Source organism: Pseudomonas putida W15Oct28, assembly GCF_000708715.2.
Classification (GTDB): domain Bacteria; phylum Pseudomonadota; class Gammaproteobacteria; order Pseudomonadales; family Pseudomonadaceae; genus Aquipseudomonas; species Aquipseudomonas putida_R.
This window is the reverse complement of the sequence record NZ_JENB01000002.1, coordinates 80,846-98,134: the sequence shown is the minus strand read 5'-3', so window position 1 is coordinate 98,134 and position 17,289 is coordinate 80,846. Positions and strand designations below refer to the sequence as shown.

The window sequence follows — 17,289 nt, the reverse complement described above, 5'->3', positions numbered from 1 at the left end:
AACCCTCGAGCTGTGCAGGCGCATCACCACCGGCTATCGCCCCGCCCTGCGCAACAGCCCCGTCGCCAACTGCACCCGCCGCTTCGAACTGCATCGTTGCGATCAACAAGGACGAAGAAGCGCCGATCTTCCAGGTAGCCGACTACGGCCTGGTGGCTGACCTGTTCGAAGCGGTTCCGGAGCTGGAAAATCTGGCCTGATCCCCCTGCTGCGTTATTGAAAAAGCCCGGCCCTCTTACAAAGGGCCGGGCTTTTTATGGAACATGTGCACACTAGCGGTCATGCAAATGCTTCTTCAAAAAGGCCCGGGTACGGTCCTGCACCGGGTTCTTGAGGATTTCGCCCGGCGCCCCTTGTTCCACAACAACACCGCCATCCATGAATACAATCTGGTCAGCAACCTCGCCGGCAAAGCGCATCTCATGCGTGACGATCAACATGGTCATGTGTTCGGCCGCCAGTTGTTTCATTACCAGGTTCACTTCTTCGACAAGCTCCGGGTCCAGCGCTGAGGTTGCTTCATCGAACAACATGACCTTGGGTTGCATGGCCAATGCCCGGGCAATGGCGACGCGCTGCTTCTGCCCGCCAGACAAGCGCGACGGATATTCGTCGATCTTGTTCTCCAACCCCACCTTTTGCAGGTACTCCAGGGCGAGCTCTCTTGCCGCGCTTTTCGAGTAGCCCTTGAGCTTCACAGGCCCTATCGCGATGTTTTCGCAAACGGTGAGGTGCGGGAACAGATTGAAGTGTTGAAACACCATGCCCATCTGCTGGCGCACCCGGTTGATATGCTGCTCGAAGGCGCGGCCTTTCAAGGGGCGGTTGACCTGATCGCCATCCAGCCAGATTTCACCGCCATTGAGCACTTCGAGATGGTTGATCGACCGCAGCAGGGTACTTTTGCCAGAGCCACTCGGGCCGATGATGGCGAAGATCTGCCCACGGGACACCGACAGATCGATGCCCTTGAGCACCTCAAGTGTGCCGTAGGCTTTGCGAGCGCCCTTCACCTCTACCATAGCGTTGTTGTTCATCGTGACATCTCGACCTTTGCTTCAATAAGATGCAACCCAGCCTCGAGCACCAGGTTGGCCACGTAGTAGATCACTGCGACGGCAATATAGAACTCGAAGGGGCTATACGTTTCGCTGACAGCCAATTGGGCGCTGTAGACAAGTTCGGCAATTCCGATGATCGAGACCAGCGAAGTGTCCTTCAGCAACACGATGAGGTTGTTCCCCAGCGGCGCAGTGGTTTTTCTGAGCGCCTGCGGAACAATGATGTAGCGTTGGGTCATTGCTTTGCTCAGGCCAATCGAGCGCGCGCCCTCTATCTGGCCCGGGTCAACCGCCTCGATCCCGGACTTGATCACGTCGGCGTTGTACACCGCAAAATGCAGGCTCAGGCCGATAATACCCGCGGCCAACGCAGGGATATCGATACCCACCTGAACCAGCCCGTAATAGATCAGATAAAGTTGCAACAACAAAGGCGTGCCCATCAACAGCCAGGTCACGAAACGCACGGGCAAGGCCATGGCTTTCGGCGCATACAGGTCGATCAGGGCAAATAGCACACCCACTGCCAGGCTGATGACACTGGAGCAGAGAAACATGACAACCGTCCACCACAGGCCGGTCGCCAGCATTTCATAGTAAGGCGTGATGACACTCAGGTTGAATCCTTCCACTGGCACTCCTCACTTGGTCGCGTAGCGCCGGTCCAGCACTTCCACCAGGTACTTGACCGAGTAGACCATGACGATATAAAGCAGCGCCGATACCATGAATATCTCGAACGGTTTGTAGGTTGAACTGATGAAGCGCTGGGCGGTGTAAGTCAGTTCAACCACGGAAATGGCCGACACCAGGGCAGACCCCTTGATCAGGCCGATGGCATTGACACCAAGCGGTCTGATCATCAGCTTCATTGCCTGGGGAACGATGATGAACAACAGCGTCTGCCTGCGGCTGAAGCCAATCGACCGCGCGCCCTCCGCCTGGCCAGGGTCGACGTTATCGATAGCACCCCGAATGGACTCTGACATATACGCCGCGATATTCATGCCTAAACCGATCACTGCAGCAGAAAACGGTTCAAGCTCGATGCCTATTTGTGGCCCACCAAAGTAGATAATGAATAACTGCACCAGGCAGGGTGTGCCGCGAAATACGCTGACGTAGATCTTGGCTGCCCATCGCAAGATTATGAATGGCGATAATCTGAACGCCACCAGCACGATGGCCAGGCATAAGCCCAATAGCAGTGAAAGCAACGAGATCTGCACAGTTACCCAAGCGGCTTCCATGAAAAACGGGTAGGTGCGTTGGATCAATGACAGGTCCATAAAAACCACTCACAAAATTCAGCCAACCCGGCCCAGCCTGTCGGCCGGGCCACTTCAGGTGTGCATCAACGAATGTCGCTACCCACCCATTTCATGGAGATGTCTTTATAGGTGCCATCGGCCAGGATCTCGTCCAGGGCCTTTTGCAACTGGGCCTTGAGTTCAGGGTTGTTTCTGCGAATGGCAATGCCCAGGCCTTCACGGCCACCCTGCTCGTCCGGCAGGCTGATGATCCGCACTTTCTGCCCGGTCTCCTTTACCGCAACCATGACCGGAATACTGTCCATCACTACCGCGTCGATACGCCCGGCTTCCAGGTCCACCAGCATTTCCGGCAAGCCTTTATAGGTGCGCACTTTAAGATTGCCGCGAGCACGCGCCCATTTATCGTGCGAATCGCCCAGCGTAACGCCAACAGTGACATCCTTGAGATCATCAAGCCCCTTGATCGGAGAGTCTTCCTTTACGCCGATGGTACGGCCCGCATGGTAATAAGGGCCTACGAAGTCAACGGCTTTCAGCCGCTCGGGCGTAATGGTCATTGATGCGATGACCGCGTCATACTTTTTGGCTAGCAGCCCGGCGATAATGCCGTCAAACGGTGTGGTGATGATTTTTATATCCGCACCCAAACGCTGGGCGAGTGCTTCACCAATGGAGGCGTCGAAACCGACAATTTCATTTTTTTCATTGGCAAAACTGAAGGGGGCGTATTGGCCGCTCATTGCCACGCGCAGTACTTTTGAACTTTGAACGGCCTGCAAATCATCGGCGTGCACCATGCCGTGAGAGAACAACGCAGCCGCCGCAACAGCGGTGGAAGCCAGTAGCATCCTGGTTTTTCTTGCCAGCATCGTTTCACTCCTTGGAAGTTTCTATTTCTTATTGTTCTGGGCGCTGAGGTCCCAAGCTTCGTTTAGAGCTTTGCACACTAAAACCGTGAAATCACCCTGCAATGTGCGTGTTCGGGTGGCACATTGCCGGAATCGGCCGGCACAGTGTCGGCGCTACTTCGGGCGTTGGATTAACTGGGGTAGTGTCTGGCAACGCACTAAAAACAAGCAAGTATTCGGCTGGTTTGCCCCCCTGCACTTTACCGGGGCAGCCGGTCATTTACCGGTGATCAGGCGGGAGTGTCAGCATTGCGCGAGTTAGATTCCAAAGATCGGGAAATCCTGGAGATACTTTCCAAGGAAGCACGTGTGGCACTCAAAGCGCTGGCTGCAAGGGTTGGCCTGTCAAGGAGTGCCACCAGCGAGCGGGTTTTGCAACTGGAGCGTAGCGGGGTCATCCGCGGATACCGTGCCGACATTGGTGAAATCGATGCCAATGTCATACGGGCAATCATTCTGGTAGCGCTGAAACGTACGCCGGCACTTGGGCTGTTGGACCTGCTGGCTCAGAACGCCCAGGTGAAACGGGTTTCATCGGTCAGCGGGCAGCTTGACTTGATAGTGGAGGTCGAAGCAAGGACCATTGATGACTTGAACCGCGTACGAGACGCCGTGGCGTGCCACGACTCTGTAGACGACATCACCACGGCAGTCGTGTTGCGGCGTGACATAGACCGGCAGAAGGCTTGAACCTTGCGGGATCAGGGGCCGCGTTGCGCCCCATCGCAGGCAAGCCAGCTCCCACAGGTACAGCGCAAATGCCGAAGATTGCGCAATTCCTGTGGGAGCTGGCTTGCCTGCGATGGGCTGCGCAGCAGCCCTGCTCGCTCTGCTGTACTACTTCAGTGCTGCGGTAAAGCTGTCTTTCAGCACCTCGAGGAGGAAGTCGGCATTGGCCCGGCTGAAAATCATCGATGGGCGCATTTTCAGCACGTTGTCATGGGGGCCTTCGGTGCCGATCAACACGCCGCGCTCCCTGGCGCCATCAGCCACCTTTCTGGCCAGGGCCGTGGCCGGCGCCTTCGACTTGCGGTCTGTGACCAGCACGATGCCGAGGAAGAGCCCAAGCCCGCGCACATCACCAATCACGTCAAATTGCTGCTGAAGCTTGCGGAAGCCCTCCAGCAGGTAATTGCCGACGTTCAAGGCGTTTTCTTTCAACTGGTCGCGCTCGATTGCGTTGAGCACCGCCAGGCCTACCGCGCACGACACGGGGTTGCCGGCGAAGGTATTGAAATACTCCATGCCGTTGTTGAAGGCATCGGCAACCTCACGCGTGGTCACAACCGCCGACATTGGGTGGCCGTTACCAATCGGTTTGCCCATGGTGACGGCATCCGGCACCACGCCCTGGGTCTCGAATGCCCACCAGTGGCTACCGACGCGGCCAAACCCGACCTGCACCTCATCGGCCAGGCACAGACCACCCTCGGCGCGAACCATGGCGTAGACCTCCTTGAGGTAGTGCTCAGGCAGGAACACCTGCCCCGCGACACTCGGAATAGACTCTGCAAGGAAGAACCCGGGGCCCTTGCCGGCCTTGCGCATGGCATCCAGTTGCTCTGCTACCGACTCGGCAAAACGCTTGCCGTGCTCCTGCACTGGCCAGTCCTCGGGGGCATAGTAGCTGTCTGGCACCACCGCCTCGTAAACATGCGCCGCCCTGCCCTTGCCGGCCTTGCGCTTGTACTTGTAAGGGCTCAGGTCGATGAGTTCTTGCGTGGTGCCGTGGTAGGCCCAGTCCAGCACGATTGCCTGGTCACTGCCTGTGTAGTTGCGCGCCATGCGCAGCATCAGGCTGTTGGCTTCACTGCCCGAACAACCAAATGAGGCTACGCAAAGGCCCTCTGGCAGCGTACCGGTCAGGCGTTCGGCGTATTCCACGATGTTGTCGTGCAGGTAGCGGGTATTGGTGTTGAGTAGCGCAGCCTGGCGCGTCAAGGCCTCGACCACGTCCGGGTGGCTATGGCCAAGGTGGCACACGTTGTTGAAGCAGTCCAGGTAGGCGCGCCCGAAGTTGTCGATCAGCCATACGCCATCGCCGCGCACGAACTTGATCGGGTCGCTGTACGAAATCGACAGGTTCGGTAGCAGCAGCTCCTTGCGCTTGGCAATGATCTGGGCCTTGGTCATTCCCTGCTGGCTGTAGGTCTCTGGCGGGATACCGGCCAGGGTCGAGGCATCAGGGAACAGGTCAGCCCACACTTCGCGGTACTCTGGCTCACCCACGCCAATGACCTCGCTTGCGCTCAGCTGGGTATCGGTGGTCATCTGCAGGTGCAGGTGGGGGATCCAGCCGCCGTTTTCATGATCGGCGCCCATGTAACCGACCAGGTCGCCCGCTTCGAGCTTGTCACCGGCTTTCAAGCGGCTGAGCGCCTCATGGGCCATGTGCCCCCACAGGGTCAGGAATGGCGGGCAACCGGGTGGCGTGTGCTCGATCATCACCAGGCCGCCATACCCCAGCGGGTCTGGTTCTACCTCGACGCTTCTGACGGTGCCGGCGACCGGTGCGTACAAAGGCGTACCCGCTGGCATCACCAGGTCGACCCCGACATGCAGTGTGCGCCGTTGCCCCTTGATGAAGCGGGACTCGAACGCGCTGTCGGTGTAGATGGTGCGCAACTCGCCCCAAGGCCCGATGGCCAGCGGCACCTGGTGAGCAGCAGAGAACTCATCCCACCAACGGGTTGCATCTGCAGGGCGTTGCTCAGCCGAGGCGATGGTCATCTCGTGGGTGGCATCGCCAAACGGGGCAATCACCTTGTTCAGGATGGCGGCAGACGGGCGCACCAGGTCGGCGAAGGACTTTTGATTGTGCGCAATCCAGCGGCGGACTTCGCCTGCACCGTCGATGGCATCAAACCCACAGGCCTTGCGCAGGATGCCGGTGGCCAGCCGTGGGTTCATCGAATCAAGCTGTTCCAGCAGGCGCCAGGCAGGCGCTTCACTGATCGCCAGGTAGGGGTTTTCGTCTGTCTGGTCCTGCCGGGAAGCGGAGAACGTGACGCTGATGACCAGGCGCATGGCGATCAGGTTGAACAACACATCAAGCTCTTGCGCTTGCAACGGGTACTTTTCATGGAAACCGGCCACCAGCGCAGCAGCGGCGCCGATCGGGTCGTCCATGTCGAGAATGGCGTAAGCGCTGGCAATCGCGACTTCGGCAATCAGCACCGTATGCACGGCATCGCCAAAGTCGATGAAGCCGGTCACCTTGCTGGTGGTTTCCGCGTCGACCAGGATGTTCCAGTCGTTGGCGTCGTTGTGAATCACCTGTGCCCGCAGTGAAGCCAGCTTGGGCTGTACAGTCTCTTCAAACCGGGCAATGAAACGCTCGGCAATAGCCCGGCGCTCGGGGCTCTTGATGTAGTGCAGCCGCGAACGGGAACGCGCCGCATGGCGCAAATCCCAGTCAAGGTCCCGCACGGCACCCGGGTGCATGAAGCCCTGCAGGGCGCGGTCAAGCTCACCCAGTGCCTGGCCAAAGTGCCTCATCAGCTCGAATGAACGCTTGGCCTCGGCCAGCGGCGTGCCAGACAACCAGCTGACCAGGCGCACCGCATGCTGCTCACCTGTGGCACTGGCCACACACGGCAAAAAGTCGCCCGCCACACTGGCCCGCAGGTGAGGCACGCCCAGGTGGGCGCCATGAACGGCCAGGTGCCCGAGCAGCGCGGTTTGAAACTCGCTTTCTACCCTGGGCTCGCTGGCGTTGACGATTTTCAGAATCCAGCCTGCATCAACGCCGGTGTTCAACCGGTAGTTGCGATCACGCTCCCCGTCCAGGGGCGTTGCCGTGCCGGTGACATTGAAGAATTCTTTTGCGAGGCCCTCGGCATCGCTTGCCGAAAACCGAGGTGCCGGGTGGGAAAGGTCTGTCATATCATCACGTTCCGAGCGAGCAAATAGTTTTTTCAATAGCTTGTCATGCACCGTCGAAACGGACACCCTGCATACGGTCGGGATAGACAAGCATAATGCCGGTTCGGACCGGCATAAAGACGGCGGGTTAATCAGGTGGTGCAATGCGTGAGCTGGACGCAAAAGATCGTGAGATTCTTGAAGTACTTTCGAAGGACGCGCGTATTGCCCTGAAAGCATTGGCAGCCCGGATAGGCCTTTCCAGAAGTGCCACGACCGAGCGCGTAGCCAACCTTGAACGCAGCGGGATCATTCGAGGTTATCGGGCTGACATCGGCGAAATAGACGCCAATGTCATACGTGCGATCTTGCTGGTGACGCTGCAGCGCACGCCAGCCATGGGGCTGCTCGACCAACTGGCAACAGACGCACGCGTGCGCCGCGTTTCTTCTGTGAGTGGGCAACTCGACCTGGTGGTCGAAGTCGAGACCAGAACAATCGACGACCTGAACCAGGTACGCGACAACGTGGCACGTCACGAATCAGTGGATGACATTACCACGTCGGTAGTCCTGCGCCGCGATATCGACCGCCAGGGTGCCTGACAACCCGCTTTCGGGCTTTGGAAACAACTGTCTAGCTCAAAATCTGAAAGCCCCCGAGATCACTGTGGGAGCGGGCATGCCCGCGAACACCGGCGAAGCCGGTGCCATCCACCGCGCTGGATTCTTCGCGGGCATGCCCGCTCCCACAGAGTACGCGCAGCACCCACGAGCTCAGCTATAGCCATGCCATGCGAATCAGCCTTCGCGTATGTGCCGTTCCTTGCGCTCCTGCCGCTCCTTGGCCTCGATGCTCAGCGTCGTCGTTGGGCGTAGCAGCAGGCGCTTGAGACCAATGGGTTCGCCGGTGTCCTTGCACCACCCGTACTCCCCCCGTGCAATGCGCTCCAGGGCTACGTCTATCTTGTCCAGCAGCTTCTTTTCCCGCTCGAGCAGGCGCAGCTGCCAGTGGCGTTGCTCCTCCACAGTGCCCAGGTCAGAAGGGTCGCTGCTTGGCTCAAATTCACGCATGAGCTCGAACTCGCCGGAGATTCGCGCTTGAAGCTCTGCACGCTGTGCCAACAGCAGGTCGCGAAAGAATGCCTGCTGTGAGGCATCCATATAGGCCTTTTCGGGCATACAAAGCAGTTCCTGTTCGGTCATTGCAATCACTCTTGCTCAGTATTCGAAGGGTTAGCGCCGCTGTGCATTGAACGCCAGTGGTAAACCCTGACAGTGCGCGTTCAGCTTTTGGTCATGCCAGGCCAGTTGGCCGGAGACGATCGTGGTGGTCACACGATGACGCAGCCGATGGTGCTGGAATGGCGTCCACTGGCAGTGGGCAAGTACCGGGTCCAGGCTGACCGGCCGCGGCTCGGCGAGGCGCTCGATGAGTGCCAGGTCCGCCCAGTAGCCTTCACGCAGGTAGCCACGCTCGCGGATCGCGAACAGGTCGGCGACCGCATGGCTGGTTTTACGGACCAGCTGAGTGATGGGCAGCACGCCCTCCTCGACCAGTTCGAACAACGCCGGCAGCGCATGCTGCACCAGGGGCAAACCGGAAGGTGCCGACGCGTAGGGCCTGTTTTTTTCTGCGAGGGTATGCGGCGCATGGTCTGTGCCGATCACATCGAGGCGGTCGCACAGCAGCGCCTGGCGCAAAGCGTCGCGGTCTGCGCGGGTCTTGATGGCCGGGTTGCATTTGATGAGGTTGCCAAGGCGCACATAGTCGCTGTCATCAAACAGCAGGTGGTGGGCACAGACCTCGGCCGTGATCAGCTTGCTGGCCAAGGGACCAGGCTGGAACAGTTCCAGCTCCTTGGCCGTGGTCAGGTGCAACACATGCAGGCGCGTGCCAAACCTGTTCGCCAGCGCCACGGCCAGGCTGGACGAGCGCCAGCAGGCTTGCGCATCACGTATGAGCGGGTGCATCGCCGGCGGGATGAAATCACCGAACTGTTCACGGTAACGCGCCTCGTTGTCGAGGATGGATGGCGTGTGTTCGCAATGCGCCAGCAAAACCGTCGGCACACACGCGAAAAGGCGTTCGAGCACGACGGGGTCGTCAACCAGCATGTCGCCGGTAGAGGCCCCCATGAACACTTTTACCCCGGCAACCTGCTGCGGGTCGAGCCTGGCAACGGTTTCAAGGTTGTCCTTGCTCACACCAAAGTGAAAGCCATAGTTGGCGGCAGACGACGCGGCTGCGCGGGCCTTCTTGTCGTCCAGGGCGGCCTGGGTCAAAGTCGCCGGGTTGGTATTGGGCATGTCCATGAAGCTGGTAATGCCACCGGCGACAGCGGCCCGCGACTCGCTGGCCATGCTGCCCTTGTGCGCAGCACCCGGTTCGCGGAAGTGCACCTGGTCGTCGATCATGCCAGGCACCAGCCAGCGCCCTTGCGCATCAATTTCGACGGGGCTATTCAGGCCATCGATGCTGCCAGCGATTTTCTCGATTCGCCCATAGGCAACAAGGACGTCCGCATCGAACACCTTACCTTCATTCACCAGGCGGGCATTCCTGATAAGGATACGGCTCATGCACGAGCCCCCTTGGGTTTACTGCTCGCCACGACCTGTTCGCGCTTGAGAAGCATGATCTGAAACCTGTCCCGATAATGTTATGTTATAACACATTGCCGCACGACAGCATGCTCGTGCCACTCATCCCTCGTGAATCTCAGGTAAGCATCCATGAGCGCATCCCCCGGCTCCCCCGTAAACACTGAACCCGGCTGGTCTGTGACATCCAGGTGTTCAAGAAGCGCGTCAGCCGCAAGCTGGGCACCGTGGTTGTGGGCGGGCTCTACACCTTTGTCTACCGCGACAGCGGTGAGCAGCGCGTGGTACCGGCCAGGTTTCTGTTCACCTTTGAACGTATCGATGAGCAGTGGCTGATCACGGGGCATCACTCATCCATCGAGGCATGAGCCGATCGCTGTTGCAAATCAATCTCAACCAGGACTAGGATGTTACGGTATAACATTTACCTAGGTGTTCAAGATGAAACCAGGCATTCACCCCGACTACCGCCCCGTTCTGTTTCACGATGTGGCTGCCAACGCCTTCTGGCTGATCAGATCGACCATTGATACCGACAGGACCCACGTGCATACCGATGGTGTCAGCTACCCCTACGTCACACTCGACGTTTCCAGCGCGTCGCACCCGGTCTACACCGGGCAGGAACGCAAAGCCAAGGCCGAGGGCCGGGTGGCTGGCTTCAACAAGCGGTTTGCGGGTTTTACTGCGAGGTGAGCAGGTAGTTGCGTCCGTAGCCATGGGCGCAGTTCCTGTAGGAGCAGCCTTGTGCTGCGAAGAGGCCCGTAAGGCTAAAGACTATCTGCGGCTGCAATGGCCTCTTCGCAGCGCAAGGCTGCTCCTACAGGGCTTGTGTTTGCCTTTGGGTGCAAGTGTGGGGGCGCCCTCACTGCATTCGAAGCACCCGATCAATCTCGCCAACCAACTGCCGCACGGCGGCCTCGACAGTCCCCTCATTACGGCACAGCACCCAGCCGTGCTCCGCAACCGCGCGCTCGAACGCCTCGGTACAGGCCACCTGCTCACCCAGGTTGTGGATCACCGTACTGCCCAGCCCACGCGTGCGTGCCGCCGCCCTCGCCCATGAAGTTTCGGGGGCTGTGACAACGCCTACATGCAAATCGGGCACTTGCACATTTCGTTCGAGGTTCAAGCGCAAGATCTGGTCAAACGGCACCGTACGGCGAAACGCGGCGTCAGAGGGGTACCAGCGATCAATCAGGATGATGCTGTCAGCTGGCTGCCTGGGCAGTACATGTAGGGAAATCCAGGCGCGGCTCTCAGCGAAACGCTCGCATACCCTGAGCTCGAGATCCCGGCACGGGCTTCTGGCGAGCTGGTTGACCAAGGCCATGGTTTCGCCCCGGTAGGGGTCGCTCTTTTTTTCGCAAAGGCGGATCACTTTTTTCCCGTCCACCCGCAGGGCCTGGGTAACGGCCTCCAGCAGCGTGGTCTTGCCGGTGCCCTTGGGCCCATCGAGGGAAACAAACAGCGGGCGGTTCATCGTTCATTACCTGTTGGTTCAGGCGCGGGATAAGACCATTGATCGCGGTTTGCCTTCAAGCAATTCCCGGTAGGAGTACAGATGTACTCCATAGCTGAAAGGCGGCACTTGCCGCCTTTCAGCTATACCTGTGGGAGCGGGTTAACCCACTTCCACATCGACCAGGCTGGTCTCTGAATCAACCTTGAGCCTTCCAACCCGTCCGTTCAAGGGCCGCCAGCAAGCGCGCCCCCTCGAGGCCTGGCACCTCTCGCCCGTCTTCTGCCTGCATGGGCTTGCCTGCCAGGATCGCGTTGACAATGGCTTCCTCTACCGCCTCGGCCGCCGCCGCGAACAGCGGCGAGATATGGTCGTTGTTGACCATCGCCACGTGCGCGGTCACCGGCAGATCGCGGCGGTTGTAGTCGGCAGGCGCCAACCCTGTGTTGCCTGTCGAGAACGCCAGGAAGATATCGCCACTGGAGTCGTCGGTACCGCCCCCCGTGCGGGCAATCCCCAGCGCCGCACGTTGTGCCAGGCGTTGGCACTGATGCGGCAGCAGCGGTGCGTCGGTGGCCAATACCACCACGATCGAGCCCATGCCAGGGGTGTCCTGCTGGTCGAATGGTGAGGGCAAATCGAGCAACACCCGGCCTACGGGATAGCCATCCACCCGCAGTTCGCGACGCTGGCCATGGTTGGCCTGGACAAAGGCACCCACCGTCCACCCCCCCTGCTCTGCCGGCAATACCCGCGACGCAGTACCAATCCCGCCTTTGAGTTCATGGCAGATCATGCCGGTACCACCGCCTACCGCACCTTCGGTAACCGGCCCGCCACGGGCCGCGCCCAGCGCTTGCTGAACCAGGTCCGCATTCACATGCTGGCCCCAGATGTCGTTCAGCACCCCGTCGTAGGTCTCCATCACCACCGGCATGCACCAGTAGGTCGATGCGTCCGCCAAGGTCGCATGCTCATGGGCGATCAGTGCATCGCGTACCACACCGACGCTGTGCGTATTGGTCGTAGCAATGGCTGTAGTCAACAAGCCCGCTTCACGAATCCACTCCAGGCCCGTAGCGTCGCCATTGCCGTTCAGTACATGACAGCCGGCAAAGCACGGTTGATAGCGCGCCGGGCCTTCGCGGGGCTCGATGACACTGACACCGGTGCGCACAGGCTTGCCGTTGTGGGTCTTGTTCAGGGTGGCGTGGCCAACCCGTACACCCGGCACATCGGTAATGGCGTTGTAAGGGCCAGGCCGGCCAAGGCCCAGCGTGATACCGAAATCGCGTGCTCGCATCATGTCTCTCGCTCAAAGTTTCTGGAAGGCCGGGCTCAACTTGCCATACGTGCCGTACAGCAACACGGAGGTCAGCAGAATGCCAAGAATGATGAAAATGTCCCGGGCTGAAGCCTCGCTCAACAGGGTCGTCAACAGGTACCCGGCACCTGTCACCGCAACCAATGCCGGCAGTGGCCACAACGGCATCCGGTAAGGGTGCGCTCGGTCGCGGCGCAGTACCCGGCTGAACAGTGCGCACAAGCCGACCACCAGGTACACGCACAGGATCAGCAGAACCGTGAAGGACGTGAGTTCCGACAGGTTGGAACTGAACGTCAAGGCAGCGGAAGGCACGGCGAGGAACAGCGTGGCCAGCCAGGGCGATTCCCACTTGGGGTGAATGCGGATGAAGGCGCGGTTCAGGGTTGGCATCCACAACGCATCCCGCCCGCTGCTGTAGATCACCCGCCCACTCTGGATCACCAAGGCAATGATGACGTTGAACACCGAAAGGAAAATCCCGGCGCTGACCAGGCGCGACAGCGTTTCGTTGCCATGGGCCGTCAGCAGGTAACCGATGGGGTCCGGGCTGGCCAGCATCGCTTCAAGCGAGGGTGCACCCACCAGCAGCGCAACCAGCGGGATCACTTCGATGGCCACCACCAGCACCAGTGACCACAGCACTGCCTTGGGGATACCACGCCCGCCACATTTCATGTCCTCGGCCAGCAACACTGCGCCGCCATAACCGTTGAAAGAGAACAGCGCCGTGCCCACTGCGCCAATCACCAGCGCCCAGGGCGCCGCGTGCAGTATCCCGTTATCGAGTACCAGTGGGCTGATAAGGCTGCTGACCGGCTGCTGGGCATGGCCAAAGCCCAGTACCACGATCACCATCAGCGCCGCCACCTCAAGGAACAGGCAGGTGCCGGTTACCCACGCGTTGAGCTTGATGTTGAGGATGCCAAGCAGATAGCCCAGGGCCACAATCACCAAGGCCACCGTCTGCCCGTCAAGCTGAGTCCCGAGCGCTGCATTCAGGTAAGTGGCAGCCCCCGTGGCCAAAACCGGTGGAATGAACACCAGCATCGCCAGCACGGTAAGAAAGGTGGCGTAACCGGCCATGCCGCCAAATACCCGCTTGGCAAACACGTACTCACCCCCAGCAGCACTGTGCGCGCGGCCCAGCTCGGCATAGCAAAGCGCAAACATCAGCGCCAGCACACCACCCAGCATGAAGGCCCAGATCACACCTGTACCTGCCTGGGCGATAGCAAAGGGCGCAATGACGAATACGGAACTTGCGGGGGTCACCGAAGACACGGTGATGGCGACTACATCAGCGACGCCCAGCGTCGGTTTGAGGTCTGGGGCGGGTGCACTACAGGACGTCATTTGTTCATCCTCACGTTGTTGTTGGTGTCAGAGGCAGAACCAGGAAGCGAAACGTGGCGAGCTCGACGGCCCGCTTGATGGGTATGGAATCTATGCGGCGGCACCCGGCAGGACAATTCCCACTAAGGGGTACCCCCGGTTGACAGCTGCGGCAAACCGGGCGCCAATGCCCTACCCCTTTCAAGGACGCCGTCGTGGACATTCTCTTTCATGAAGTTGCCGGCCACACCGCCCTGGCCAGGGCAATAGAGCACATCGGCACCCCGCGTTTCTGGCGCCAACTGATCCTGGTGTTAAGGCAGTGGGTGCCGTTCGACAATGCGCTGGCGATGCACTTCCCTCCCCAGGGCGCCCCACACGTGCTGGAGGAATACGATGCAGCGCCAGCGCCCGCTGCGGGTGAGTTGTACCTGGACGGGTTGTATCTGCTCGACCCCTTCTACCAGGCCGCGCGCGAAGGCTTGGCCAGTGGTTGCTACCACCTCGAAGAAGTCGCCCCGGACCATTTCTGGCAAACGGACTATTACCAGAACTACTTCCAGGACCACGTGCTGGTGGACGAAGTCCAGTTTCTGCTGCAGTTGCCTGACGGGGTGTTGTCACTGTCGCTGGGCATGCGCCGCGCGTTCGACGCACCAGAGCTGGGCAAGCTCAACCTGGTCAGCGCCTGGGTGCTGGCCCTGCTTCAGCAGCACTGGGCACGTAGCGGCATCTCGGTGCCCGTACAGCCACCGGTTGGCGATGCCTTGGCCAGGTTTGCCCAAGGCCTGTTGTCCGAGCGAGAGCTGGAAATTGCCCGCCTGATCCTGCGCGGCTACTCGTCCAAGGCGATGGCGCAACGGCTGGGGATCTCGCCAGAGACCATCAAGGTGCACCGGCGCCACCTGTACGCGAAACTGAACATCTCGTCCCACCCGGAGCTGTTCTCGATGTTCATCCGTGAGCTGGGGTTCACCGATGAGCGCACCGAGAACCCATCAACTTGAACCAGCCCAGCTGGGCCTGAAGAAACAGCGAAAGCAACTCTGATTGCGACTTGATCCCAAGCTTGCTGTACAGGTGCTTGCGATGCACTTTTACGGCGCTGCGAGACGAATTGTCCCGTTTGGGAACGCCATGACCTTACCTCGCCGTACCTGCCGCTTGAAGATGTAGCCTCACCACCAAGGAGAGGTTGCCGTGAACACACCCATAGGTTCGTTGTTGCTGATCACCTCACTCGACAAGTTCGCCGCCAGTGCGCTGTATGGCCAGGCGCGAGCGCTGGTCATCGAGCGTCAGCAAGAGGTCAGTGCCTTTATCGATGACCCTGCCACGCGAACGTTGATCAGCGGCCTGCAAGGAAGGCTGCAGGATCACGCCAGCGAGTACCTGGATGATCTGCTACCCGCGTCCATTGCCTGCATCTGCGACGTGGAAGCCACCGGCCTGATGATCAGCACATTGCGCGAGTCCAGGCACATGGTCGGCACTGCCGATCAGACCGTTGCCGCGCAGCAATTCTACCAGTTGATCAAATCCGATATTGCTCGCGCCCAGCAGAACATCCAGGCGCTGTGCACCCACGCGGCTCAATGGCTGGAGGCATCTAACAAGGTCACCAACCGCTTGCAGGCCAGTATCGACACGCTAACGGTCGAGCTTGCCGGGGATAACGGCAAGATTGCCACCACTCAGGCGGCCATCGAAAAAACCAGCCGGGAAATGGGCCAGGCCGTCAGCAGGATGCTGCTTGCTTCACAGTCCATAGGGGGCAACACCAAAGCTGTCGCCACTTGGATGTTTTCGCTGTTCGGGGCCAAGGATGAACCCAAGAGCACCCCGCCCCTCACCAAAACCAAGCCGTCGACGGACCCGGACGCCGAGCCAGGGGAAACCGAGAAGCGGGCGCCATTCCCGGTCGAGACCCTTGGCGAGATCGCCAGTGGTGCCACTGAAGTGGTGGACGCCATCAACAGCTTCAGCAAGTTCACAGATGCCCTGCAGGATCAGTACCAGCAGCTCTACCGCCAGAAAGCCGCACTGTCGGTCGCCATCGTGATCAAGCAACAAGGGCTGGACCACCGCGAGGCCATCGAGCGCTTCAGCCTGGCCGCGTCGGACCTGAATGACGCCTGGACCCAGCTCGACAACAGTTGGCAGCAAACAGCCGCAAACGGCAGCACCCTGGATGATCATCTGCTTGATGCCGGCTGGGACCGCATGCCCGACCGGCTGGACCGCATCAAGCGCTCTCTGACCGGTACCGGGGGCCAGGTCCCTCGCCTGCAACGCAAGGCTGCGCTCGTCGTTTTAACCCAAGGAGCAACACAATGAACGACATGACCAACACCGCCCAGGATGAAGACTTCGGCCAGACCCGCATCGCACTCAGGGGCCAATCCTCTGCGGCCATGCTGGTGCAAGCCCACTGCATGGGGGTGCAAGCCCAGCCGTTTGTGGACTTCGGCAGCCACGAACGGCTCAAACCTCTGCAGAACGACATCAACAATGGCTTGACCAAGGCCAAACAGAATGCCGCGTATTACCTCGATGACCTGCAACCAAGAATCATCACCACGCTAACCAACATCGAGGCGTTCTTCGAGTTGCACAACGTGCTCCCTCAAGTGTTGCAGCCCAGCACCAGCACTGCCGATGCCATTGCCTTGCTGCAGGAAATGGAAAGCAATGTCGAGGTCTACCGCCGCCAGGCCTCCATTATCCAGACCGACTTGTCCAGTCTGCGCACCACATTTGCCGCTGACAAGGCATTTTTCGTCGACAACACCACCAAGCTCAATGCCCTGGTCAATGGCGACAACGGCGTACTGGCAAGCATCAACGACGAGCTATCCGGTATCAATGGCAAGATCGCCGGGGCGGCTACCGGCATCGCCCTTGGCGGGCTGGCCGCCATCGGCGGCGTCGTGATGATCCTGGTCGGGGCTGTGGGGTCCGTGGTTACCGGAGGGGCTGCCACAGCATTGTGCGTCGGCGGCAGCGTGCTGCTGGTGGGTGGTGTCGCCGGGGCCGTGGGGTCTTCCATCGCGCTAGCGGGCCTGCTGAATCTCAAAGCGGACTTGATCACGCGTCGCGAGCGGCTAAACGCCGAGGTCGCAGTTGCCAACGGCCTGGCTGCCGGCTTCGGCGAGCTGGGTGCCAGTGCAGGCCAGGCACAGGAAGGCGCGCAGCTGATGGCGAACGCCTGGGGCTTCATGGGCAGCCATCTGGAAACACTGCGCGACCAACTCAAGCGCGGGCAGATCGACAGCCCGATGCTGCGTCAACTCATTATCCGGGCAAGCCAGGGCAGCGTGCGCCTGATTCAGGTTGATGTGGACACCATCAAGCGGCAAATGACCACCCCCGGCAGCACGATTGACACCAACAAACGCATCGCGGACATGGTCAGCGAGAAAGCCGAATCACTGGAAGAAGCGGCCTGAAGAATCGGG

Annotated in this window: 16 protein-coding genes and 3 pseudogenes; 8 read left to right on the top strand and 11 right to left on the bottom strand. The window is 60.0% G+C overall.

The genetic code is table 11. The features are described from left to right. Positions 1 to 83 precede the first annotated feature (83 nt). Positions 84 to 200: pseudogene (locus AK81_RS27795) on the top strand (electron transfer flavoprotein subunit alpha/FixB family protein); the annotation flags it as partial. 72 nt (positions 201 to 272) lie between these two features. Here AK81_RS27795 and AK81_RS01685 read toward each other — a convergent pair. The 4 genes from AK81_RS01685 to AK81_RS01670 form a co-directional block, all read right to left on the bottom strand. After that, a complete protein-coding gene (locus tag AK81_RS01685; RefSeq protein ID WP_081042000.1) occupies positions 273 to 1,022 on the bottom strand; it encodes an amino acid ABC transporter ATP-binding protein in 750 nt (249 codons plus the stop codon). A gap of 11 nt (positions 1,023 to 1,033) precedes the next feature. Beyond that, on the bottom strand, positions 1,034 to 1,693 hold the full coding sequence (locus tag AK81_RS01680; RefSeq protein WP_043196291.1) for an amino acid ABC transporter permease: 660 nt from the start codon (positions 1,691 to 1,693) through the stop codon (positions 1,034 to 1,036). A 9-nt stretch (positions 1,694 to 1,702) separates the two neighbouring features. Next, on the bottom strand, positions 1,703 to 2,350 hold the full coding sequence (locus AK81_RS01675) for an amino acid ABC transporter permease (protein ID WP_043196289.1): 648 nt from the start codon (positions 2,348 to 2,350) through the stop codon (positions 1,703 to 1,705). Positions 2,351 to 2,415: 65 nt separating this feature from the next. Next, the gene (locus tag AK81_RS01670) at positions 2,416 to 3,204 is read right to left on the bottom strand and encodes an ABC transporter substrate-binding protein (RefSeq protein WP_043196288.1); all 789 of its coding nucleotides are present in this window, start codon (positions 3,202 to 3,204) and stop codon (positions 2,416 to 2,418) included. A gap of 288 nt (positions 3,205 to 3,492) precedes the next feature. Here AK81_RS01670 and AK81_RS01665 point away from each other — a divergent pair, with 288 nt between their 5' ends. Then, positions 3,493 to 3,933: an Lrp/AsnC family transcriptional regulator gene (locus AK81_RS01665; protein WP_043196286.1), complete on the top strand. Its 441-nt coding sequence runs from the start codon at positions 3,493 to 3,495 to the stop codon at positions 3,931 to 3,933. Between the two features lie 147 nt (positions 3,934 to 4,080). On the opposite strand, the gene AK81_RS01660 is transcribed toward AK81_RS01665, so the two are convergent. Beyond that, positions 4,081 to 7,128, bottom strand: a complete 3,048-nt coding sequence (locus tag AK81_RS01660) for an aminotransferase class III-fold pyridoxal phosphate-dependent enzyme (protein WP_043196283.1) — start codon at positions 7,126 to 7,128, stop codon at positions 4,081 to 4,083. 143 nt (positions 7,129 to 7,271) lie between these two features. Here AK81_RS01660 and AK81_RS01655 point away from each other — a divergent pair, with 143 nt between their 5' ends. After that, positions 7,272 to 7,712: an Lrp/AsnC family transcriptional regulator gene (locus tag AK81_RS01655; RefSeq protein WP_043196280.1), complete on the top strand. Its 441-nt coding sequence runs from the start codon at positions 7,272 to 7,274 to the stop codon at positions 7,710 to 7,712. Between the two features lie 195 nt (positions 7,713 to 7,907). Here the strand turns inward: AK81_RS01655 and dksA are convergent, their stop codons facing one another. Together dksA and AK81_RS01645 are read right to left on the bottom strand one after the other, a co-directional pair. Further along, positions 7,908 to 8,312 carry an RNA polymerase-binding protein DksA gene (dksA, locus tag AK81_RS01650; protein WP_043196278.1) on the bottom strand — a complete coding sequence of 135 codons (405 nt, stop codon included), beginning with the start codon at positions 8,310 to 8,312 and terminating at the stop codon, positions 7,908 to 7,910. Positions 8,313 to 8,342: 30 nt separating this feature from the next. Then, positions 8,343 to 9,689: a dihydroorotase gene (locus AK81_RS01645; RefSeq protein WP_043196277.1), complete on the bottom strand. Its 1,347-nt coding sequence runs from the start codon at positions 9,687 to 9,689 to the stop codon at positions 8,343 to 8,345. Positions 9,690 to 9,883: 194 nt separating this feature from the next. Between AK81_RS01645 and AK81_RS01640 the strand changes: the two are divergent. Then, positions 9,884 to 10,078 (top strand): annotated as a pseudogene (locus tag AK81_RS01640) (DUF4440 domain-containing protein); the annotation flags it as partial. A gap of 73 nt (positions 10,079 to 10,151) precedes the next feature. Next, positions 10,152 to 10,406: a type B 50S ribosomal protein L31 gene (locus AK81_RS01635; protein WP_043196544.1), complete on the top strand. Its 255-nt coding sequence runs from the start codon at positions 10,152 to 10,154 to the stop codon at positions 10,404 to 10,406. A 169-nt stretch (positions 10,407 to 10,575) separates the two neighbouring features. On the opposite strand, the gene AK81_RS01630 is transcribed toward AK81_RS01635, so the two are convergent. The 3 genes from AK81_RS01630 to AK81_RS01620 all read right to left on the bottom strand — a co-directional run bounded on the left by AK81_RS01630 (position 10,576) and on the right by AK81_RS01620 (position 13,852). Continuing rightward, positions 10,576 to 11,193, bottom strand: a complete 618-nt coding sequence (locus AK81_RS01630; protein WP_043196276.1) for a dTMP kinase — start codon at positions 11,191 to 11,193, stop codon at positions 10,576 to 10,578. A 178-nt stretch (positions 11,194 to 11,371) separates the two neighbouring features. After that, on the bottom strand, positions 11,372 to 12,475 hold the full coding sequence (locus AK81_RS01625; RefSeq protein ID WP_043196543.1) for a P1 family peptidase: 1,104 nt from the start codon (positions 12,473 to 12,475) through the stop codon (positions 11,372 to 11,374). Between the two features lie 12 nt (positions 12,476 to 12,487). Beyond that, complete coding sequence (locus AK81_RS01620; RefSeq protein ID WP_043196274.1) at positions 12,488 to 13,852, bottom strand: APC family permease; 1,365 nt, start codon at positions 13,850 to 13,852, stop codon at positions 12,488 to 12,490. 194 nt (positions 13,853 to 14,046) lie between these two features. On the opposite strand from AK81_RS01620, the gene AK81_RS01615 reads away from it, so the two are divergent. After that, the gene (locus tag AK81_RS01615; RefSeq protein WP_043196273.1) at positions 14,047 to 14,838 is read left to right on the top strand and encodes a helix-turn-helix transcriptional regulator; all 792 of its coding nucleotides are present in this window, start codon (positions 14,047 to 14,049) and stop codon (positions 14,836 to 14,838) included. On the opposite strand, the pseudogene AK81_RS30350 reads toward AK81_RS01615, so the two are convergent. After that, positions 14,804 to 14,944: pseudogene (locus AK81_RS30350) on the bottom strand (hypothetical protein); the annotation flags it as partial. The gene AK81_RS01615 and the pseudogene AK81_RS30350 sit on opposite strands and share 35 nt — an antisense overlap. A gap of 87 nt (positions 14,945 to 15,031) precedes the next feature. Here AK81_RS30350 and AK81_RS01610 point away from each other — a divergent pair. Together AK81_RS01610 and AK81_RS01605 are read left to right on the top strand one after the other, a co-directional pair. Further along, a complete protein-coding gene (locus AK81_RS01610; protein ID WP_154100718.1) occupies positions 15,032 to 16,168 on the top strand; it encodes a hypothetical protein in 1,137 nt (378 codons plus the stop codon). Next, a complete protein-coding gene (locus AK81_RS01605; protein ID WP_043196271.1) occupies positions 16,165 to 17,280 on the top strand; it encodes an HBL/NHE enterotoxin family protein in 1,116 nt (371 codons plus the stop codon). The genes AK81_RS01610 and AK81_RS01605 overlap by 4 nt, the downstream gene beginning before the upstream one ends. Positions 17,281 to 17,289: the final 9 nt, after the last annotated feature.

What these genes read in the sequence shown, in the direction of transcription:
- AK81_RS01630 (WP_043196276.1), bottom strand. Translation starts at nt 11,193, where the DNA reads ATGAACCGCCCGCTGTTTGTTTCCCTCGATGGGCCCAAGGGCACCGGC.
- AK81_RS01635 (WP_043196544.1), top strand. Translation starts at nt 10,152, where the DNA reads ATGAAACCAGGCATTCACCCCGACTACCGCCCCGTTCTGTTTCACGAT.
- AK81_RS01645 (WP_043196277.1), bottom strand. Translation starts at nt 9,689, where the DNA reads ATGAGCCGTATCCTTATCAGGAATGCCCGCCTGGTGAATGAAGGTAAG.
- AK81_RS01685 (WP_081042000.1), bottom strand. Translation starts at nt 1,022, where the DNA reads ATGGTAGAGGTGAAGGGCGCTCGCAAAGCCTACGGCACACTTGAGGTG.
- AK81_RS01660 (WP_043196283.1), bottom strand. Translation starts at nt 7,128, where the DNA reads ATGACAGACCTTTCCCACCCGGCACCTCGGTTTTCGGCAAGCGATGCC.
- AK81_RS01670 (WP_043196288.1), bottom strand. Translation starts at nt 3,204, where the DNA reads ATGCTGGCAAGAAAAACCAGGATGCTACTGGCTTCCACCGCTGTTGCG.
- AK81_RS01655 (WP_043196280.1), top strand. Translation starts at nt 7,272, where the DNA reads ATGCGTGAGCTGGACGCAAAAGATCGTGAGATTCTTGAAGTACTTTCG.
- AK81_RS01675 (WP_043196289.1), bottom strand. Translation starts at nt 2,350, where the DNA reads ATGGACCTGTCATTGATCCAACGCACCTACCCGTTTTTCATGGAAGCC.
- AK81_RS01605 (WP_043196271.1), top strand. Translation starts at nt 16,165, where the DNA reads ATGAACGACATGACCAACACCGCCCAGGATGAAGACTTCGGCCAGACC.
- AK81_RS01620 (WP_043196274.1), bottom strand. Translation starts at nt 13,852, where the DNA reads ATGACGTCCTGTAGTGCACCCGCCCCAGACCTCAAACCGACGCTGGGC.
- AK81_RS01625 (WP_043196543.1), bottom strand. Translation starts at nt 12,475, where the DNA reads ATGCGAGCACGCGATTTCGGTATCACGCTGGGCCTTGGCCGGCCTGGC.
- dksA (WP_043196278.1), bottom strand. Translation starts at nt 8,312, where the DNA reads ATGACCGAACAGGAACTGCTTTGTATGCCCGAAAAGGCCTATATGGAT.